General features: G+C 63.2%; 16 protein-coding genes. 10 read left to right on the forward strand and 6 right to left on the reverse strand.

Annotation, left to right across the window (positions count from 1 at the left end):
* Positions 1-51 precede the first annotated feature (51 nt).
* Positions 52-1,593, reverse strand: coding sequence for a putative bifunctional diguanylate cyclase/phosphodiesterase (locus O4H62_RS14125; protein WP_269388777.1), 1,542 nt, complete (start codon positions 1,591-1,593; stop codon positions 52-54).
* 381 nt (positions 1,594-1,974) lie between these two features.
* Between O4H62_RS14125 and O4H62_RS14130 the strand changes: the two genes are divergently transcribed.
* From O4H62_RS14130 to O4H62_RS14145, 4 genes are all read left to right on the forward strand, one after another.
* Positions 1,975-2,817, forward strand: a complete 843-nt coding sequence (locus tag O4H62_RS14130; protein ID WP_430538447.1) for a glycoside hydrolase family 25 protein — start codon at positions 1,975-1,977, stop codon at positions 2,815-2,817.
* A gap of 76 nt (positions 2,818-2,893) precedes the next feature.
* Positions 2,894-3,418 carry a GNAT family N-acetyltransferase gene (locus O4H62_RS14135; RefSeq protein ID WP_269388781.1) on the forward strand — a complete coding sequence of 175 codons (525 nt, stop codon included), beginning with the start codon at positions 2,894-2,896 and terminating at the stop codon, positions 3,416-3,418.
* A 112-nt stretch (positions 3,419-3,530) separates the two neighbouring features.
* Positions 3,531-5,489, forward strand: coding sequence for a caspase family protein (locus O4H62_RS14140; RefSeq protein WP_269388782.1), 1,959 nt, complete (start codon positions 3,531-3,533; stop codon positions 5,487-5,489).
* A 279-nt stretch (positions 5,490-5,768) separates the two neighbouring features.
* Positions 5,769-6,956: a lytic murein transglycosylase gene (locus tag O4H62_RS14145; protein ID WP_269388784.1), complete on the forward strand. Its 1,188-nt coding sequence runs from the start codon at positions 5,769-5,771 to the stop codon at positions 6,954-6,956.
* Here the strand turns inward: O4H62_RS14145 and O4H62_RS14150 are convergent.
* On the reverse strand, positions 6,953-8,539 hold the full coding sequence (locus O4H62_RS14150; protein ID WP_269388786.1) for a cation:proton antiporter: 1,587 nt from the start codon (positions 8,537-8,539) through the stop codon (positions 6,953-6,955). The two genes, O4H62_RS14145 and O4H62_RS14150, sit on opposite strands and share 4 nt — an antisense overlap.
* Positions 8,540-8,883: 344 nt before the next feature.
* Between O4H62_RS14150 and O4H62_RS14155 the strand changes: the two genes are divergently transcribed.
* The 3 genes from O4H62_RS14155 (at position 8,884) to O4H62_RS14165 (ending at position 11,796) form a co-directional block, all read left to right on the forward strand.
* A complete protein-coding gene (locus tag O4H62_RS14155; RefSeq protein ID WP_269388787.1) occupies positions 8,884-9,864 on the forward strand; it encodes a sialic acid TRAP transporter substrate-binding protein SiaP in 981 nt (326 codons plus the stop codon).
* 71 nt (positions 9,865-9,935) lie between these two features.
* Complete coding sequence (locus O4H62_RS14160; protein ID WP_269388789.1) at positions 9,936-10,502, forward strand: TRAP transporter small permease; 567 nt, start codon at positions 9,936-9,938, stop codon at positions 10,500-10,502.
* 13 nt (positions 10,503-10,515) lie between these two features.
* Entirely contained in the window at positions 10,516-11,796 is a 1,281-nt protein-coding gene (locus tag O4H62_RS14165; RefSeq protein WP_269388790.1) for a TRAP transporter large permease, read from the forward strand.
* A 27-nt stretch (positions 11,797-11,823) separates the two neighbouring features.
* Here the strand turns inward: O4H62_RS14165 and O4H62_RS14170 are convergent, their stop codons facing one another.
* Together O4H62_RS14170 and O4H62_RS14175 are read right to left on the reverse strand one after the other, a co-directional pair.
* Entirely contained in the window at positions 11,824-12,069 is a 246-nt protein-coding gene (locus O4H62_RS14170; protein WP_269388791.1) for a hypothetical protein, read from the reverse strand.
* A 95-nt stretch (positions 12,070-12,164) separates the two neighbouring features.
* A complete protein-coding gene (locus O4H62_RS14175; RefSeq protein WP_269388792.1) occupies positions 12,165-12,989 on the reverse strand; it encodes an AraC family transcriptional regulator in 825 nt (274 codons plus the stop codon).
* Positions 12,990-13,071: 82 nt separating this feature from the next.
* Here O4H62_RS14175 and O4H62_RS14180 point away from each other — a divergent pair, with 82 nt between their 5' ends.
* Positions 13,072-13,668 (forward strand): LysE family translocator, encoded by a 597-nt coding sequence (locus O4H62_RS14180; protein WP_269388795.1) that lies wholly within the window; start codon positions 13,072-13,074, stop codon positions 13,666-13,668.
* Between the two features lie 4 nt (positions 13,669-13,672).
* Here the strand turns inward: O4H62_RS14180 and O4H62_RS14185 are convergent, their stop codons facing one another.
* On the reverse strand, positions 13,673-14,890 hold the full coding sequence (locus O4H62_RS14185) for an alanine racemase (protein WP_269388797.1): 1,218 nt from the start codon (positions 14,888-14,890) through the stop codon (positions 13,673-13,675).
* Between the two features lie 133 nt (positions 14,891-15,023).
* Between O4H62_RS14185 and O4H62_RS14190 the strand changes: the two genes are divergently transcribed.
* Positions 15,024-15,941: a DMT family transporter gene (locus O4H62_RS14190; RefSeq protein WP_269388799.1), complete on the forward strand. Its 918-nt coding sequence runs from the start codon at positions 15,024-15,026 to the stop codon at positions 15,939-15,941.
* Between the two features lie 27 nt (positions 15,942-15,968).
* A complete protein-coding gene (locus O4H62_RS14195; RefSeq protein ID WP_269388801.1) occupies positions 15,969-17,234 on the forward strand; it encodes an amidase in 1,266 nt (421 codons plus the stop codon).
* Between the two features lie 556 nt (positions 17,235-17,790).
* On the opposite strand, the gene metF is transcribed toward O4H62_RS14195, so the two are convergent.
* The gene (gene metF / locus O4H62_RS14200; RefSeq protein ID WP_269388803.1) at positions 17,791-18,705 is read right to left on the reverse strand and encodes a methylenetetrahydrofolate reductase [NAD(P)H]; all 915 of its coding nucleotides are present in this window, start codon (positions 18,703-18,705) and stop codon (positions 17,791-17,793) included.
* Between the last annotated feature and the right edge of the window lies 1 nt (position 18,706).

Genomic DNA, 18,706 nt, shown 5'->3' on the forward strand with positions numbered 1-18,706 from the left:
CGCCGAAAATCGCAAATGTCCCCGAGGATGTAAAGCGCCAACCGGCGCCTGTCACGCTGTCTTAAGCAACTCCAGTGTCGACGGAGAAATCGGCGCCGGGTCGTCGATCGACATCGGGAAGCGTGCTGCCTGCAGCGCGCAGAACCGCGTACCGGCAAAGGCGCCCTGCACGTGGTCGGCTCCGGCATCGCAGGCGCATTTTAGATCTTCCAGGCTGTCGACGCCGCTGAGCGTCACCGGCGTTTCGACGGTCGAGGCAAGCTGCAGGAACAGCGTCAGCATCTGCACCAGCCGCTTTTCGCCGGCAAGCGACCGGATGCTGGCGAGATCGAGACGAACGCGGTCGACCGGGAAGGCGCGGACCATCGACAGTCCCGCAATGCTTGCCGCAAGCTCGCTCACCGAAATCTTGACGCCCTTCTCGCGCAGGAGCTCGAGGTTGCCGAGCACGATGGCGCCCTCGGTGCTGGTCGCATTGGATTCCACGTCCAGAACCAGGCGGCCCGCATCGAAGCCGGCAGCGTCGATTAAGGCAATCACCGAAGCCGCATACCCGGGATCGCGAAGCTGCACGGCGGAGACCGGAAGGGTGATGTCGGCCTTTTCGGTCCAGCCGCTCGCATCCTTGAGCGCCCGTTCAAGCATCCATTTGCCAAGCGGCAGGATCAGCCCGCTGGTTTCGGCCATCGCCATGAACTGTTTCTGGGCCAGGTCACCCTCCTCGGGATGGGTCCAGCGCACCTCCACCGTAAACCCGCAGACAGACAGGGTGCCGGCCTTCACCACCGGCCGGTAGTCGAGATGGAACTCGCCCCTGGCGATCCCATTGCGCATGTCCGCTTCCATCCGCTGGCGCTTGCGCTGCTCGCTTTCCATGTCATGGGTAAAGAAGCTGTGGCTCGTACCCGGTTTCTCCTTGGCGTGATAAAGCGCAAGATCTGCGCGCTTGAGCAGTTCCGAGAGTGTCACCGCGCCGCCCTCAGACATCGCGAAGCCGATGCTGCCGGCGGTGTCGATCAAGCCAAATGGGCTTTCCACCGGACGGAACACGAACGACGCCAGGCCGTCGCAGAAGCTTGAAATGGTTTTCGCGCCGGGCGCGTCTTCCCAGAGAAGAACGAATTCGTCGCCGCCCAGGCGGTAGACCCGCTGGCCGGCCTTGCAATAGGCCTGCAGACGCTCGGCCAGCACCTTGAGCACCAGGTCGCCGGCCGCGTGGCCCATCGTGTCGTTGATGTACTTGAACCGGTCGAGATCAAACAGCAACAGCGCCACCGGAACCGACTGGTTCCTCCTGCGGGCGATGATCCGCTCCACGTCCTCGCTCAACGCATGGCGATTGCGCAACCCTGTCAGGCTGTCGTGATAGGCTGCCTGACGCAACTGCTCGGTGGCCGCCCGCTCGCTCTGGATCTGCCGTGCCAGCCGGTCATGGCGATAGCCCAGGCCGGCAACGAGCGCGGCAAAGCACAGCGGAGCCGCGACGGCTGCCAGGCCGAACGGACTGGTGAGAAATACATAGCCCGCATGCGCCATACTGGCACCCGCAAGGACTTCACTGGCAATAGCCGCCAGCGGCGCAACTATGGCCATAACCAAACCAGCGATTGCATATCGCCTGAAAGCGTTTGGTACATACGAATTCAGCATCATGCCAAAATCTCCTGTTCCGAAGACCAGATGCGCCCCCAGAACTTAATAAAAAGTCACCACGGGATTGCTGTGGTAAACACCGGATTGACGGCATTTTTCAAAATTTAAGCTTTTGTCAGTAAACAAGGGGAGAGCACCGCCGCGGCGGCGTCCCGGACGGAATGCGACCGCCGACCAGAATCAGCTAAATAGCTGATATAAAACAATTATCTTCCAGAAGGCCCCTTTATGCACAGCCGTAAGACAGTATTAACGCTACCAACGCTTAGTTTTCCGTTGCGGCACAAGCTGGCGCGGCGGGCAAGATCCGGATCGGGTGCGCTGCCTGTTCTGTCGGCTCTGTTGCTGGCGGCAGTCACCGGCCTGTCCGGTTGCAGTTCGACCAGCCTCGAGGACGGACTGCAACCGATAGGAGGCGCCAGCAAGCAGGCGGCGCAATCGGCCAGACCGGACGTCAAGAAGCTCGACCCGCCAGGCAACGGCCGCTACGGCGACCGCAAGCCGGTCGATTTCGGCAAGTATCACCCCGACCGTTATCCGGTCCACGGCATCGATGTCTCCAAATGGCAGGGCGACATCAACTGGAACGAGGTCCGCCGCGCTGGTACAGCCTTCGTCTTCATCAAGGCGACCGAAGGCGGCGACCACAATGACAGCCGCTTTCCGGAATACTGGCGTGGCGCCCGCGCCGCCGGCATTCCGCATGCGCCCTACCATTTCTATTATTTCTGCCGCCCGGCACGCGAGCAGGCCGAATGGTTCATCGCCAACGTGCCGCGTGAATCGGTTCAGATGCCGCCCGTCCTCGATGTCGAGTGGAACCACGCCTCCAAGACCTGCACAACGAGGCCGGATCCCGAAACCGTGCGCATCGAGATGAAGGTCTGGATGGACATCGTCGGCCGCCATTACGGCAAGCGCCCGATCATCTACACGCCGGTCGATTTCCACCGCGAAAACCTCGACGGCCATTTCCAGAACTACCAGTTCTGGCTCCGCTCGGTCGCCGCCCATCCGCAGGAGATCTACCCCGACCATCCCTGGACCTTCTGGCAATACACCGGCACCGGCATGATGGACGGCATCAAGGGCGATACCGACATCAACGCCTTCGCCGGCAGCAAGAGCCAGTGGGAAGCCTGGCTGAGGAAATACGCGCGGTGAACCGGAGCGTGTTTCGCCGCGCGCTGTTCCGGCCTAAGCTGTAAGCCTACCGATATCGCAGGAGACAGAGACCGGAATGCACACCATCGACATCCGTCAGGGCCAGCCAGATGACATAGCCTCTATCGAGAAGCTGTATCCGGCGGCCTTCCCGGAGGAGGATCTGCTGCCGCTGGTCCGGCAATTGCTCGCGGAAGAACCCGGCATCCTCTCGCTGGTCGCAGAAGCCGGCGATGCGATGGCCGGCCACATCCTTTTCACCCTCTGCGCAATCACCGGCAGTGACGCCAGGGCCGCCCTGCTCGCTCCGCTCGGCGTTGCGCCCCAGTGGCAGCGCAAGGGAATCGGCTCGTCCCTGATCCGTGAAGGGCTGAACCGGCTCAAGCGGGACGGCGTGGCCTATGTCTATGTGCTCGGCGATCCCGCCTATTACGGGCGGAGCGGCTTCAGGACGGAAACCGGCGTCACCCCGCCCTACCCTCTCCCGGAAGAGTACCGCGATGCCTGGCAATCGCTCAGCCTGGGATCGGTGCTGCCGCCGGATCACGGAACCCTCGTTCTGCCGAAGGTATGGATGCAACCGGCATTGTGGGGGCCGTGACTGGCGGCCTAACCACTCCCCTTCGCATCCTGACGTCCTGATCGGGCGACCACATTACTGATTGCCGTTCATCTGCACGCGGTCACATGTTCGCGCGACCGCAGAACTTCTCTTGAAGAATTCGGCAATTCATATCATTATACCAAGAACATTTTTACGAAATGATATTCAATCAGGCACCAGGTACGGGCGAGACTACTTCAGAAGGCTGCAACGATACAATAAAGGAATACTATTTCACATCTGCCCGATACCGTACATTCGTTCAACCGGGAGGCTAGACACGATCATGTCCGGACGCACTATCAAGGTACTTGGAATTCACGGCCTGGGCGATCATCGCGACGGCACATGGATACCCCGCTGGACGGACGCGATTAATGCCTCGTTCCCGGTTGTCGGCAACGATGTCGTCGAATGCCAATACGTAAGCTATGACGATATTTTCGAAGATACCCAACTTTCGGGTTTCGAGATTGCCGGGGCTTTGTGGAAACTGACGAAAAGCGGGATCGGCAGCCTCGGCCGGCGAGATCGAGGCGTTTTCGACAAGGCCACGAAGTGGGTACGCTGGTCGGCGGGTTACGTTGTGGCCTGGGTGGAAGACGACGGATTCCAGGAAAAAACCCGCAAGCGGCTGCTCGATGCCATCGCCGAACACAAGCCCGATGTCATCATCGCCCACAGCCTGGGTTCCCTCATTGCCTACAATGCCCTTTCGCATCCCGATGCACTGGACAGCGCCGCCTTGAAATCTGCCGTCAAGAAGACGACCCTCGTGACGATCGGATCACAGATCGGAAACCCCTACGTGATCGGGAACCTGACGATGGGGCGGTTGGAAGCGCTGCCCATCGCTTTCTGGCATCATTGCTTCAACAAGCATGACAGCGTGTTTACCAAGCCGATATCACTCGCCAATGCCGATAACTTCCTGCAGACCGACACGCCTTTCGATATCGAGGGTGCTGCAGATCATGCAGCTGATTGCTACATCTCTCACCCGGCAGCGATAGACAACATCTGGCTGCCACTCTGCCAGGAGAAGAAGACCGAGAAGGCCTTCACCGATCTCCGCAAGGTGCGTGCAAGTCCACCCGGGCTCACCGGTCCCTCCCGGCGCGCCCTGCTGGTCGGCATCAATGCCTACCCCAATGAAAGCGACCGGCTGGAAGGCTGCGTCAACGATGTCTATGAGATGAGCGCGGTTCTGCAGGAGTGCGGCTTCAAGCCCGAGGAAATCCGAATTTGCCTCGACAGCCGCGCAACCGCGCAAGGGATCATGGAACGGCTTGAATGGCTGGTCGATGAACCGGCACCGGGAGCAGAGCGCGTGTTCTACTATAGCGGTCACGGCGCCCGGATTCCGGAATATGGCGAAGAATATGAGCCCGACCGGCACCTTGAAACGCTGGTGCCCTGGGATTTTGACTGGTCGCGCGAACATGCCATAACCGACGATCAGATCTTCCACCTCTACAGCCAGCTTCCCTACGACATGCGCCTGGCGCTTATCTTTGACTGCTGCAATTCGGGCGGCATGCACCGCAGCGGTTCCGCCAAGGCCAAGGGCCTTACACCGCCCGACGACATCCGGCATCGGGAGTTGAAATGGGACCGTGCGGCCCAAATGTGGGTGGCCCGCGAGTTCAAGCGCCTGGATACCGGGTTTTCATTGAGTTCGCGGGACAAGGCTGACTTTTTCGGCGAGAACGGCGCGACCGAAAGGCTCGGCCGTGCGACCATGCTGCGCAAATTGTCCGTGAGCGAATACCGCGACGCCAAGAAGAAGCTGAACCGGGATATCATCGGCCCCTATCTGCCACTCATCATCGAAGCCTGCGACGAGGATGAATTCGCCTATGAATACAGGCACGGCGTTACCAGTTACGGAGCGTTCACGTACGCCTTCACGTCGATACTGAAACGAGAGAATCATAAAGGCAGGAAACTTACATTCGAGGAACTGGTGGAACTTGCCAAGGTCCAGCTCAAGGAACTCCGCTATGATCAGGTGCCTCGAATACTCGGCCCCACAGTCATACAAAAGGCTCAGGTTCCATGGCTGTGACAGTGGCGGCCGATCAACTGCTCACCTTTACCGGTCCGGGACGGGGCCTGAACGGTCCATGCTCTGCCTCGCCGCCTTAAAGCGCGTGCAATCCGGATAGCCCGGCTTGGGCGCCCTGGCGCGTCGCAATCACAACAACCACCCTCCGGCGCCAATCGCGCGACCACCGTCACTCGTCTGGCCTGAACATTGCGCCACTGTTGGCGCATCCGGGGAATCACCTCATCATCGCCACAAATCCGGGGTCCATTCACCGCCCCATCAGGAGCCCATGCCATCATGACATCGAAGTTTTCCCTCGCCCTTCTTCTCGCAGGCCTCGCGGCCACCCCGGCCATGGCCCAGGCGCCCGCCTGCGGCGGCAATTTCGCCCAGTTCCTCGAAGGCGTCAAAGCCGAGGCGATGGCCCGCGGCGTCAGCGGAGAGATCGCCACCCGCGCGCTCCGCAATGCCTCGATTGACAAGAAGGTGCTGTCGCGCGACCGCGCCCAGGGCGTGTTTCGACAGACCTTCCTGCAGTTCTCCAAGCGCTCGGTCAGTTCGAACCGCATGCAGGTCGGCGCAAAGAAGATCAAGCAATACGCCAACACCTTTGCCCGCGCCGAAGCCGAATACGGCGTGCCCGCCGCCGTCATCACCGCCTTCTGGGGACTGGAGACCGATTTCGGCGCGGTTCAGGGCGATTTCAACACCATGAACGCGCTCGCGACGCTGGCGCATGACTGCCGCCGGCCCGAACTGTTCCGCCCGCAGCTGCTCGCGGCCGTCGAGATGGTCGGCCACGGCGACCTCGATCCCGCGGGCACCACCGGTGCCTGGGCCGGCGAGATCGGCCAGGTGCAGATGCTGCCCAGGGACATCATCGAATACGGTGTCGATGGCGACGGCGACGGCCACGTCAACCTGAAGAAATCCTCCGAAGACGCGATCATGACCGCGGCAAAGTTCATCAAGGCGCTGGGCTGGCGCGCAGGTGAACCCTGGCTTGCCGAAGTCTCGGTGCCTTCGGGCAATTTCCCCTACGAGAAATCCGGCCTCGACAGCGGCATGACGCTGGGTGACTGGACCGCGCTCGGCGTCGGTTTCCGCAACGGCCAGCCGACCTCGCAGAACCTGCCCGCTGACCTGCTGTTTCCGCAGGGCCGTAACGGTCCGGCCTTCCTGGCGTTCCCGAATTTTTCGATCTATCTCGAGTGGAACCAGAGCTTCATCTACACCACCTCGGCCGCCTATTTCGCCACCCGCCTCGCGGGCGCCAAGCCCTATGATGCCGGCAATCCGGGCGACGGGCTCGATGACGGGGCTATGAAGCAGCTGCAGCAGAAGCTGGCCGCCCGCGGCCACGACGTCGGCAAGATCGACGGCATCCTCGGTGGCGGCACCCGCGCCGCCGTCCGCGCCGAACAGATGCGCCTCGGTCTCCCCGCCGACGGCTGGCCGGACCAGGCGCTGCTCGGCAGACTCTAGGTCTTTTCTTTTTCGGGTGGCTCCCCGGCTGACGAGCCGTTGTCGTCGGCGGGATCGGGGACCGCTTCGTTGATCGAAGGCGATGTCGGGGTGGTGCCGGGGTCGCCGTCGACATCAGCACCGGCAGTTTCCGCCGCCGGTTGCGGATCTGCCGCCGGAACGGCGCTGTCCCCGGCTTCTGTTTTGGCCGCGGACTTCCGCGCCCGGCGCTGGTAGAGCGCGAAGCGGGCGGCACGGTAGCGCGCGCGCATCGCCCACATCACATTCTCCACGCCGTCAAGCTCACCCTCATAGGCCTGCGCCAGCGCCTCCTTGTAGGAACCCAGTCCCTCGTTGGCGAGATCCTCGATGCGTTCCATCAGGTTGAACCAGATCGGCGACACCAGAAGCGAGATCGCCGTCACCGCGATCGCAAGGCGGTAGATATCGGAGCCGAAGGCGCCGGACGCGAAACCGGCAGCCGCCAGCACGAAGGAAAATTCGCCTATCTGTGCCATCGACAGCCCGGCCAGCAGCGCCGTCTTCGGATCCGACCCGGTGATCCTGAGCAGGAAGATATTGAGCGCCGTCTTCAGCCCCACCACCAGCAATGCCGCGGCAAGCACCAGCGCGATGTTGGCGAGAATGAAATCGAGGTCGATCAACAGCCCGATCGAAAGAAAGAACACCACCAGGAGGATGCTCTGGATCGGCTCGATCACCGGAATGACCCGGCTTCGGAGCGTTGAATTGCCGACGATGATGCCGGCCAGGAACGCGCCATAGACCGGCGACAGCCCGGCGAGACCGGACAGCGCCGCGGCCGAAAAGCACAGCGCCAGCGATCCGATCGCCAGCAGATCGACGTTGTTCTCGATGGCTTCGGCAAACGGCAGCTTGAGCTTCGGGTTCCGGCCGAACCACCAAAGAAGCCCGCCCAGAAGCACCACGGCGACCACCACCTTGAAGGCGACATCCGCAAGGTCGAACGCCTCGCCGCCCAGGCTTGAGACCAGGATCAGCATCGGCACCACGGCCAGGTCCTGGGCGATCAGTACGCCGACCGCGATCCTGCCCGGCGCGCTGCGCAACTCGCCCATCTCGTCGAGCATCTTCATCGCCACCACCGTGCTGGACAGCGCAATGATGAAGCCGAGGATCAGCGTTTCAGACGGGCTGGCGCCCAGTAGGAAGGCCAGCAGCGCCGCCAGCGCCATCGAGGCAACAAGCTGCCCACTCGCCACGATCACCGCCTGCTTGAGGCTCAGCACGAATGCCTTGATCGACAATTCCATGCCGATGAAGAACAAGAGCACCACAACGCCGAGTTCGGCAAGCAGCGAAACATTTTCCGATGTCGAGATCACCCCCATGCCGGTGGGACCGAGCGCCAGCCCAGCCAGGATGAAGCCCACCAGCGGCGGCTGCCGCAGACGCATGAAGCCCAGCCCCAGCAGTGCCGCGATGGCGACAGCGATGGCAATTGCCAGCATCGCATCACCGTGATGCCCGCCCTGACCGGCAGCCTGCTCGACCACCTGGGCCACGGCCTGTTCCACCACGCCGCCAACCGCTTCCACCGCGCCCGAGATCTGCTCTTCCATCCGTTACTCCCTGTCAGCCAAGCCTAGTGTGCTTTGCAGCAAAATGGAAATCGCCTTGCAGCAGGTATTTTGCGCAGGCCTCTCATCTCGGAAACCTCCACGACACGCGGGGCTCGGGCGGGGCAGTGCATCTGTAAGCCTAGGTTCATCGTGCCGCGTTTGACCGATGCCTGGCCTTCCGGCCTCCCTGTCGCCACACACAACAGCGCAGGAACGCCTTGTCATTATTCTAGAATATCAGTATGAAAATCAGATCATGCACGGAGGAGTTACCGCATGGTACCGAGGAGGATACTGTACCCGGCCTTGTGTGGGGTTACCGTAGTTTTGGGAGGAACCAATCCATGAGAATTAAAGATATTGCACTGACGGCGCTGGCCTCGACCGCGCTGGTCGCCATGTCCGGGCCGGCTTTTTCCGCACCGCAGACACTGAAATGGGCGCATGTCTACGAAGTCAGCGAGCCCTATCACACCTGTGCCGTTGCGGCCTCCGACCTGCTCTCCGAGGCAACCGGCGGGCGCTACAACATCGAAGTGTTCCCGGCCTCGTCGCTGGGCAAGGAAGTCGACATCAACGAGGGCCTGGGGCTCGGCACCGTCGACATCATCTACACCGGCCAGCTTTTCGCCGGCCGGTCCTACGGCCCGATCGCCATCGGCGGCGCGCCCTTCATGTTCCGCGACTACGATCACTGGGACAAGTATCGTGGCTCCGAGCTGTTCGGCGAACTGGCGAAGGGCTACCAGGATGCCTCGGGCAACCACATCACCTCGATGACTTATTACGGCCAGCGCCACGTCACCTCCAATATCGAGATCAAGACGCCGGAAGACATGAAGGGGCTGAAGATCCGCGTGCCGAACGCGCCGCTTTACATGATGTTCCCGCTGGCGGTGGACGCAAACCCCACGCCGATTGCCTTTGCCGAGGTCTATCTGGCGCTGCAGCAGGGCACGGTCGACGCCCAGGAAAACCCGCTGCCGACGATCCAGGCCAAGAAGTTCTACGAAGTCCAGAAGTACATCACGCTCACCGGTCACATCTCCGATGCGCTGATGACCATTGTCGGTGGCCCGACCTGGGGATCGATGAGCGCGGAGGACCAGCAGGCGCTTGACGGCGTGCTCGACAAGACCGCCGAATGCGCGAGCTCGCAGATCATCGAAAAGGAAAATGAGCTGGTGCAGTGGTTCAAGGACAACGGCGTCACCGTCAACGAGGTTGACCGCACGCCGTTCCGCGAAGCCACGATGAAGCTGCACAACGGGCCCGACGCCACCTGGGATCAGGCCACCTACGACAAGCTGCAGGCGATCCAGTAACCTCAGCCGCAGAAATGCGTTGCGCGGCGGCTTTCGGGCCGTCGCGTCTCAATTGCTTCGGAGGTTGCCCGATGTCGCCCGATGACAAGACCGAGGATCGTGCCTCGATAGCCGATCTGATCCACGAGGAAGACGAAGATCTGACCGGGTTCCAGTGGGACGACGGACTGGTGCTTATCGTCTTCTGGGCCCTGGCCTTCGTGGTTTTCCTGCAGTTCTTCACCCGCTACGTGCTCAATGATTCGCTTGGCTGGACCGAGGAGATCGCACGCTTCCTGCTGGTGACCGTGACCTTTCTCGGCGCCGTCATGGCGGTGCGGCGCGAAAGCCAGATCGCCGTCGAGCTCGCCTTCCGCTGGCTCTCGCGGCCGGTACGCAAGGCGCTGCAATATTTCATCGATCTGGTCTCGATCGTCTTTTACGGCTTCATGGGCTATCTGTGCGCCCAGGTGGCGGCCCGGACACAGCAGAAAATGGTGTCCATCGATTTCCCGAAATCCTCGGTCTACTGGTTCATCTGCGCCTGTTTCGCAGCCATGTCCCTCTATGCGGCTCTGGTGTTCTGGCGCCATCTGCGCACCGGCAGTTCCCGCCTGATCGATCCCGAAACCGCCAAGGCCATGGGCCCGTCACTGTGACCGAAAGCATGCCATGCTCCTGACCCTTCTTTTTGTGCTGGTCTTTGCGCTGATCGCGCTCGGCATCCCCGTTGCCATCGCGCTCGCCGGCTCGTCGCTGGTCTTCATCCTGATCGACGGCCATGTCCCCGGTCTCGTCGTCGCCCACCGGATGATCAACGGCGTCGATTCCTTTCCGCTGCTCGCCGTCCCTTTCTTCATCCTGGCCGGAAACCTGATGAACACGTCGGGCATCACCGAGCGGATATTCGATTTTGCCAAGGCGCTGATCGGCTGGCTTCCGGGCGGGTTGGGGCACGTCAATATCGGTGCCTCGGTGATCTTCGCCGGCATGTCGGGCGCGGCCGTGGCCGACGCCGGCGGGCTCGGCGCCATCGAGATCAAGGCCATGCGCGACGCCAAATACGATCCGGGCTTCGCCGTCGGCATCACCGCCGCATCCTCGACCATCGGCCCGATCATCCCGCCCTCGCTGCCGATCGTCATCTACGGCGTGGTCGCCGGCGCATCGATCGGCCAGCTGTTTGCCGCCGGCCTCATACCGGGCCTGCTGATGGCGGTGGCGCTGATGATCATGGTCGCCTTCTATGCCCACCGCTACCGCTATCCGCGCGACCAGGCGTTCCGGTTCGGCGTTCTGGGCCATGCCTTCATCCGCGCCTTCCTGTCGCTTTTGACGCCGGTGATCATCGTCGGCGGCATCCTGACCGGCGCTTTCACGCCCACCGAAGCCGCCATCGCCGCCTGCGTATGGGCGCTGTTCCTCGGCCTGTTCGTCTACCGGACGCTGACGCTGCGCCGTTTCCTCAAGGTGTCGATGGACACGATCGAAACCACCGCGGTGGTGCTGTTCATCGTCGCCGCCGCCTCGATCTTCGCCTGGATCCTGACCTCGAACCGGGTGCCGGAACACTTTGCCGCCATCCTGCTGAGCGTGTCGGAAAACCCGATCATCATCTTGCTCTTGATCAACCTGATACTGCTGGTGGTCGGCTGCTTCATGGAAACGGTCGCTGCGATCACCATCCTGGTGCCAGTCTTGCTGCCGATCGCCGTCCATGTCGGCGTCGATCCCGTCCATTTCGGCGTCATCCTGGTGCTCAACCTGATGATCGGGCTGCTGACCCCGCCCGTGGGCATGGTGCTCTACGTGCTCTCGCGCGTGGCCAAGGTGCCGTTCGAGCGCTGCGTGTCCGCCACGGCGCCGTTCCTTGTGCCGCTGTTTGCGGTGCTGTTGCTGGTGACCTTCTTCCCGGTCTTCACCATGTGGCTGCCGACGCTGATCTACCGCTAGGACAAAGGGACGCCGGGCGCGCGCCTGTCAAAGCTTGTCGAACTCGTCCTTGTCAACCGGCATCAGCATAACCGCCGTCGCCATCACCGCAAAGCCGAACGTGCTGCCAAACGACATCAGCAGGATGAACACCGCTGCGATCCGGCTCGATGAGCCAAGCACCAGGTCGCCGAAGCCGTTGATGTTGAAATAGACCACGGCCCCCGCCACCATCCAGCCGATCAGGACGCCGAGGGCAGAGTTGATGAGCACGAAACGGATCAGTTTTGGCATATGGTGCACTCCTTTGGAGCTTCTCCAGCTCCAGTTTCAGTATACCGGCAAATCCCGCCGCCGGCGGCGTGACAGATGCGCGCGGCGGACAATCTTCAGTCCTGCGTCAGGCCGCCGGCCCGGGTCAATCCGCGCCACTCACCCGGTGACAGCCCGAACACGGCGCGGAACTGCCGCGACATGTGCGCCTGATCGGCAAATCCGGTGGCGAGCGCCGCCTCGGCAAGGTCCTGGCCGCCGACGATCAGCGCGCGGACCCGGTCGAGCCGCCTGAGCAGATGGAACCGGTGCGGGCCGACCCCATAGGCCGCCCGAAACTGCCGCGCGATCTGCCAGCGGCTGAGCCCGGAGCAGGCCTCCAGCTCGGCAAGCCGCACCCGCCCGTCAAGCCGTGACATCAGCAGCTCGCGGATCATCCCGACCGCGCATCCATCCACGGCGACGGACCCGGCGAATGTTAGGCCGGCTGCGCGCGCCAGCGCGTCGGCGAGCGCCACGAGCCCGTCATTGACGCAGGTTTCCGAGGCGGGATCGTCGGCCGTCAGAAGTGCCGCGATCGCCCGTTTGAGCTCCGGCGTCCCGCCGACCGGATCGCGGACGAATGGCAGCGTCGTCAGGCCGCCGGCGCGGGCGATCAGCATCGGATCCAGATAGGCGATGCGGTAGCCGAAGCCGCGGTCGTCGCCCTGCCGGCCGTCATGCAGTTCGTCGGGATGCAGCACGAAGGCCTGCCCGGCGCCGCTGCGATGCCGCGCGCCGCGGTAGCTGAAGCACTGCACCCCGGCAAGCGTGATGCCGACGGCGTAGGTGTCGTGCCGGTGCGGCGAAAACGCATGGCCGCGGAAGAACGCCGCCATGCGCTCGAGCCCGGGGGCCTGCCCAGTCTCCTGCATGCGGCTGACGCGATTCACCCGATCCATGCACAAACCTTCAAGACTGGCGTCGGCGCGGCCCCTAGCCTCGCCCCGCATTCGCCAACAGGAACGGGAGCCATCGCCGGCAATGACGCTCGAACAGATCGCCGCATTCTACATCTTTTCCCTGGTCGCCGCCATCACGCCGGGGCCGAGCAACGTCATCATCGCCGCCACCGGCTCCAGCGTCGGCATGTGGCGCGGCCTGCCCTGCGCGCTGGGCTGCTCCTGCGGTATGGCGCTGCTCCTGTTCGCCACCGCCCTCGGGCTCGGCGAAATGGTCACCTACCATGCGGTCCTTCTCAAGGCGATGAACTGGGGCGGCGCCGCCTTCCTGCTCTGGCTCGCCTGGAAGATCGCCAGCGCCGATCCCGGCGCGCCCGCTGAGGCGGCGAAACCGGTCGGCTTCACCGCAGCGCTCCTGTTCCAGTGGATCAATCCCAAGGCCTGGTTGGTGGCGGTCGGCGCAGTGGGAACCTATCTGCAGGCCGGCGCTGCCAGCCAGGTGCTGCAAGCCTTGCAGTTCGGCGGCCTGTTCTTCTGCGCCGCCCTGCCCGCGGGCCTGGTCTGGCTCGGCCTGGGCTCGATGATGCAGCGGCTGCTCACCAATCCCCGCGCCGCCCGCATCTTCAACGTCGCCATGGGCGCGGCGCTGGCCGGATCGGTGGCGATGATCCTGATCTGACGGATCAATCCGCCATCGTCTCGAGGCTCGCAAACCCGTCTGCGCCTTCGCCGTCGAACGGCGACGTCACCTCGACGAAATCGTCGGGATAAAACCCGTTGAACCGGGTCCTGAGCGACAGCGAATAGGCGCCGATATGGCCGATCTCGATCCAGTCGCCGGTATCCACGGTTTCCGGCAGCCAGAACGGCCGCGACAGGATGTCGACCGAATCGCAGGTCGCGCCGCACACCTTGAACGGCACCACGGTGTCGGCCTTGCCCTTGCGGATGCGCCGCGCCGGATCCGGAATGAACCGCGCCGGCAGCGTAATCTTGCCGGTCCAGCTGTCCGACAGCGAGGCCCAGATGCCATCATTGATGTAGAGCCTGCGCCCCTTTCTCAGGAGCACCCGGACGATCAGCGAGAAGGCGCGGGCCACCACCACCCGGCCCGGCTCGGCGACCAGCGGCATGTCGTCGAAGGCCCACTCGGTGATGTTGGAGCGGAGCTCAGCCATCAGCTCCTCAAGCGGCGGCATAGGCTTGGCCTTGCGGTTCGGGTCATGGCCGTAGACGGCGGGGAAGCCGCCGCCGACATCGAGCCCGACGAGAGGGACGCCGGCGCGGTTGCGCACCCAGTCGGCGGATTTCAGCGCCAGCTCGTAGGATTCGGCTTCCTCCACCTGGCTGCCGACATGAAAGCAAAGCCCGACCTTGAAGCCGATCCTGTGCAGCCGCTGCACCAGTTCCACCGCATGGCCGGGTGCTGCGCCGAATTTCTTCGACAGCTCGTACATGGCGTGACCCTTGGTCTGCAGCCGGACATAGATGCTGATCGAGCCGGGATCGAGATCGAGTGCGCGCACGATCCGGAGCACCTTGGCGATCTCGTCCTCATGGTCGAGCGACATCACCCTGATGCCGTAGGTCTCGAGCGCCAGGCGGATGTCCGATTGCGCCTTGACCGGATGCATGTAGAGCATCTCGGCGTCCGGCGAAGCCGCGCGCACCGCTTCGAATTCTCCGGGCGAGGCGACGTCGAAGATCTTCACCCCTGCCTCAACCAGTGTCCTGAGCACCATTGGCTCGCCATTGGTCTTCACCGCATAGGCCGTCTCGCCCGGAAAAAGCTTCATGAACCGCGCCGCGTCCTGCCTGAGAACCTCCGGCCGGAAGCAGTAGAGCGGATGATCCGGCCTGAGCGCGAGAGCAGCGTCGGTTCCGGTGGCGAATCGTTGCATGGGGCGTCTCCAGGTTGGGGGGACACTATCAACAGGCCGGACGACCGGCAAATGACAGTGACGAAAGCTGATTTCGGGTGGTGCGCACAAGGGGTCTGTGGCAATCAGCGGCATCCGCATCAAGGTGATAGAAATGCCCCAGACCGCCAATCGTTCCATGGACCCCGCCACCTGGGGTCTGCTTCTCCTGCTTGGCTTCATCTGGGGCGGCTCGTTCTTCTTCGGCCGCATCGCCGTGCAGCATGTGCCGCCGATGACGCTGGTGCTGTTTCGCGTCAGCCTCGCCGCATTCGCGCTGCATCTGGCTTTCGGCCGCATGCCGGGTTTCTACCGGACCCTGATCAGCCGCTGGCGCGAACTGCTCGTCCTCGGGCTGATCAACAACGCCATTCCCTTCACCCTGATCTTTCTCGGCCAGACCAAGATCGGTTCCGGCCTTGCCTCCATCCTCAACGCCACCACGCCGCTCTGGGCGGTGTTGGTGGCGCAGGTCTTCACCACCGACGAGAAGATCACGCCGGCCAAGCTGATCGGCTGCGCGCTGGGGCTTGCGGGCATGGTGCTGCTCATCGGCCCGGCGGCGCTCGGCATTGCCGACAGTCCGCTCTGGGCCAAGCTTGCCGTGGTAGGTGCTGCGGTCTCCTACGGTTTCGCCGCCTCCTTCGCCAAGCGCTTCAAGGGCATCTCGCCGCGTGTCACCGCCACCGGACAGCTGACATCCTCGACCCTGATCATGCTGCCGCTGGCGTTGATCTTCGACCAGCCCTGGACCTTGCCCGTGCCGCCGACAGACGTGATCGTGGCAATCCTGGCTCTGGCGCTGGTCTCCACCGCCTTCGCCTATGTCGTCTTCTTCAAGATCCTCAGCGTTGCCGGCGCAACGTCCGCCTCGCTCGTCACCCTGCTGGTGCCGCCCGCGGCCATCCTGCTCGGCATCGTGTTTCTGGGCGAAACCCTGTCGCTCACCGAGGCACTTGGTCTCGGCCTGATTGCGCTGGGCCTCTTGTCACTGGACAACCGTCTCGGCATAAAACGGGTTGGACAGGTCTGACGGCCTTTCCGGCTTGAGAGGGGCAAGATGGACACCAATCGCATGATGAGCCTCGCGGCGCTGGTCAAGGCGCGTGACGCGGGCAAGGCCAGGCCAGAGCTGATGGTGGCGCTCAGCCGCGATGCCATCGCCCGAAAGGATGGCCGCATCAGGGCCTTCGCCCATGTCGCCGCGGATCCCGCCATTCAGGCCGTTGGTCCGCTTGCTGGAATTGCCATCGGGATCAAGGACATCCTCGACACCTTCGACCAGCCCACCGCTTACGGATCGGCGGTCTATGAAGGCTACCAGCCGCGCGTCGACGCCGCGATCGTCGACCTCGCCCGCAGGCAGGGCGCCACCATCATCGGCAAGACCGCTACAACCGAGTTCGCCTTCCTCAGCCCCGCGCCAACCGTCAATCCGCACAATCCCGCCCACACCCCCGGCGGCTCGTCGTCAGGATCTGCCGCCGCGGTGGCTGCGGGCATGATCCCGGCGGCCATCGGCACCCAGACCGGCGGATCGGTGGTCCGACCGGCGGCATTCTGCGGCGTCACCGGCTACAAGCCGAGCTACCGGTTGCTGCCGGCCACCGGCATGAAGCATTTCGCCCCCTCGCTCGACACCATCGGCCTGTTTGCGGCCGGGGTCGAGGATGTTGCCATGCTGGCCGCCCTTCTGACCGGTCGCGATCTTGCTCTGCCGGCCGCCGGACAGGCCGTCGACCCGGCAAGCGTCAGGGTCGGGCTTTATCGCTGCGCCCAGCTCGAAGACGCCGATCCGGCGATGCGCGATGCGCTCTCCCGGGCCGCGGACCTGGCGGCGAACGCAGGCTTCGACGTCGGAGAAATCGGCGAACCCGATGCCCTGGGGCACGCCCGCGACGCCCACAAGACCGTCCAGGATTACGAGGCGGGCCTCGCCTGCGGTCCGGACCTGGCCCGCTACCGCGACCGGCTGAGCCCGATCCTCGTCGAGACGATCGACCGCGGCCAGGCGATTCTACCCTCGCAATATGACGCCGCACGCAGGCTGGCCAAGCGCGGCCGCGGCGCAACCCGCGCACTGTTCGGTGAGGTCGACATCCTGCTCACCCCATCGGCTCCGGGGGCCGCGCCGGCGGGTCTGGAGACGACCGGCGATCCGCGCTTCAACAAGCTCTGGACCCTGATGGGAACCCCGGCCATCAACATTCCGGGCTTCCGGGACGCCGCCGGCATGCCGCTCGGCATCCAGGCCGTCGCCCGTTTCGGTCAGGACCGCCGCCTGCTCGAGGTCGCAGCACTGCTCGAACGCGCCTTCCGCGCTTGAGCCGGTCTCGACCAGCGTCCGGGGCTGCCGGAAACCCGGTTTTTCGCCCGTTGCAGCCCCGCTTCCCGCAGCCTCTCAGCTCCGTTTCCGGCCAGACAGCCGTTTACAAGTAAGGCGGAATTGCGGCGGACAGGCCGCGGTTGCCTGCCGGAAATTTTCGCCGATAGGAGGTATTTAACAGATTCTTAACAGTTTATTAAATTGCTAATAATTCATTTCTTTCAAGTGGATGAAACGCCTTCAAGGAGGAATTTTCCCGCTTTTGGTTGCACCGCAGCAACGATTTTGCTTCCCACGAAGCCGCAGCCATGACTATCATTTGACCGTAAACGCGATGGAGGACCACCATGGGATTTACGCAGTCGCTCAATGCCCTTGTGATCTGTGCAGCGTTCATTTTTATTGGAGCAATGCTCTTCATCTGACCATGAGGCGCGTTGAATAAACGACAAAATTCAGGGACGGGATCGTTTTTGCGCTCCCGTCCCTTTATCTTTCGGCCTTGCCGATCCGGGGCCGATCCGGTCCTTTTGGCACCATAAGTCGGCCTTTCGGTTCAGGCGGCCGCCCCCACCGAGCCCGCCTCATCGCCGCGCAGCCCCAACATGTGGCAGATCGCATAGACCAGCTGGGCACGATTCATCGTGTAGAAATGGAAATCGTCGATGCCGCGCTCGACCAGGTCGTTGACCTGTTCGGCGGCAATCGCGGCGGCCACCAGCGCGCGGGTTTCCGGGTCCTTTTCCAGGCCGTCGAACCGCCGCGCCAGCCATTCCGGCACCGAGGCACCGCAGAGCTTGGAAAACCGCGCCACCTGGCCGAAATTGTGGATCGGCAGGATTCCCGGCACGATCGGGATATAGATGCCGGCCCGCCGCACCCGCTCGACGTAATGTTCATAGATGTCGTTGTCGAAAAAGAACTGGGTGATCGCCCGCGTCGCACCGGCATCGACCTTGCGCTTGAGCATGTCGATATCGGTGGCGAAGTCCGGGCTTTCGGGATGCCGTTCCGGATAGGCCGACACCGAGATCTCGAAATCGGCAATGGCGCGCAGGCCCGCCACCAGTTCCGCGCCGTTGGCATAGCCTTCCGGATGCGGCTTGTAGGCTGCTCCGACGCCTTCCGGCGGATCGCCCCTGAGCGCAACGAAATGGTTTACGCCAACAGCCTGAAATTCGCGCGCTACCGCGTCGACGGCAGCCTTGTCCGAGCCGACGCAGGTCAGGTGAGCGGCGGGCGCCAGCGCGGTCTCGTTGCAGATCCGGGTCACGGTGTTCAGCGTCGGCTGCTTGGTCGAGCCGCCAGCGCCATAGGTGACCGACACGAAATCCGGCTTGAACGGCGCCAGCCGCGAGATGCTTTCCCAGAGCTGGCTCTCCATGTCGCCGTTCTTCGGCGGGAAGAATTCGAACGACACCTTGATCCGTTCGGAAAGATCTTCTGCGCTGGAGCGGAAGGAGCTTGTCATG

This window comes from Parahoeflea alexandrii, assembly GCF_027214025.1.
Lineage (GTDB): Bacteria > Pseudomonadota > Alphaproteobacteria > Rhizobiales > Rhizobiaceae > Hoeflea > Hoeflea alexandrii_A.

Excerpts from the sequence above, each read along its gene's own strand:
- O4H62_RS14125 (WP_269388777.1), bottom strand. The coding sequence starts at position 1,593 with ATGGCCATAGTTGCGCCGCTGGCGGCTATTGCCAGTGAAGTCCTTGCG.
- O4H62_RS14135 (WP_269388781.1), top strand. The coding sequence starts at position 2,894 with ATGCACACCATCGACATCCGTCAGGGCCAGCCAGATGACATAGCCTCT.
- O4H62_RS14145 (WP_269388784.1), top strand. The coding sequence starts at position 5,769 with ATGACATCGAAGTTTTCCCTCGCCCTTCTTCTCGCAGGCCTCGCGGCC.
- O4H62_RS14150 (WP_269388786.1), bottom strand. The coding sequence starts at position 8,539 with ATGGAAGAGCAGATCTCGGGCGCGGTGGAAGCGGTTGGCGGCGTGGTG.
- O4H62_RS14155 (WP_269388787.1), top strand. The coding sequence starts at position 8,884 with ATGAGAATTAAAGATATTGCACTGACGGCGCTGGCCTCGACCGCGCTG.
- O4H62_RS14160 (WP_269388789.1), top strand. The coding sequence starts at position 9,936 with ATGTCGCCCGATGACAAGACCGAGGATCGTGCCTCGATAGCCGATCTG.
- O4H62_RS14165 (WP_269388790.1), top strand. The coding sequence starts at position 10,516 with ATGCTCCTGACCCTTCTTTTTGTGCTGGTCTTTGCGCTGATCGCGCTC.
- O4H62_RS14170 (WP_269388791.1), bottom strand. The coding sequence starts at position 12,069 with ATGCCAAAACTGATCCGTTTCGTGCTCATCAACTCTGCCCTCGGCGTC.
- O4H62_RS14175 (WP_269388792.1), bottom strand. The coding sequence starts at position 12,989 with ATGGATCGGGTGAATCGCGTCAGCCGCATGCAGGAGACTGGGCAGGCC.
- O4H62_RS14180 (WP_269388795.1), top strand. The coding sequence starts at position 13,072 with ATGACGCTCGAACAGATCGCCGCATTCTACATCTTTTCCCTGGTCGCC.
- O4H62_RS14185 (WP_269388797.1), bottom strand. The coding sequence starts at position 14,890 with ATGCAACGATTCGCCACCGGAACCGACGCTGCTCTCGCGCTCAGGCCG.
- O4H62_RS14190 (WP_269388799.1), top strand. The coding sequence starts at position 15,024 with ATGCCCCAGACCGCCAATCGTTCCATGGACCCCGCCACCTGGGGTCTG.
- O4H62_RS14195 (WP_269388801.1), top strand. The coding sequence starts at position 15,969 with ATGGACACCAATCGCATGATGAGCCTCGCGGCGCTGGTCAAGGCGCGT.
- metF (WP_269388803.1), bottom strand. The coding sequence starts at position 18,705 with ATGACAAGCTCCTTCCGCTCCAGCGCAGAAGATCTTTCCGAACGGATC.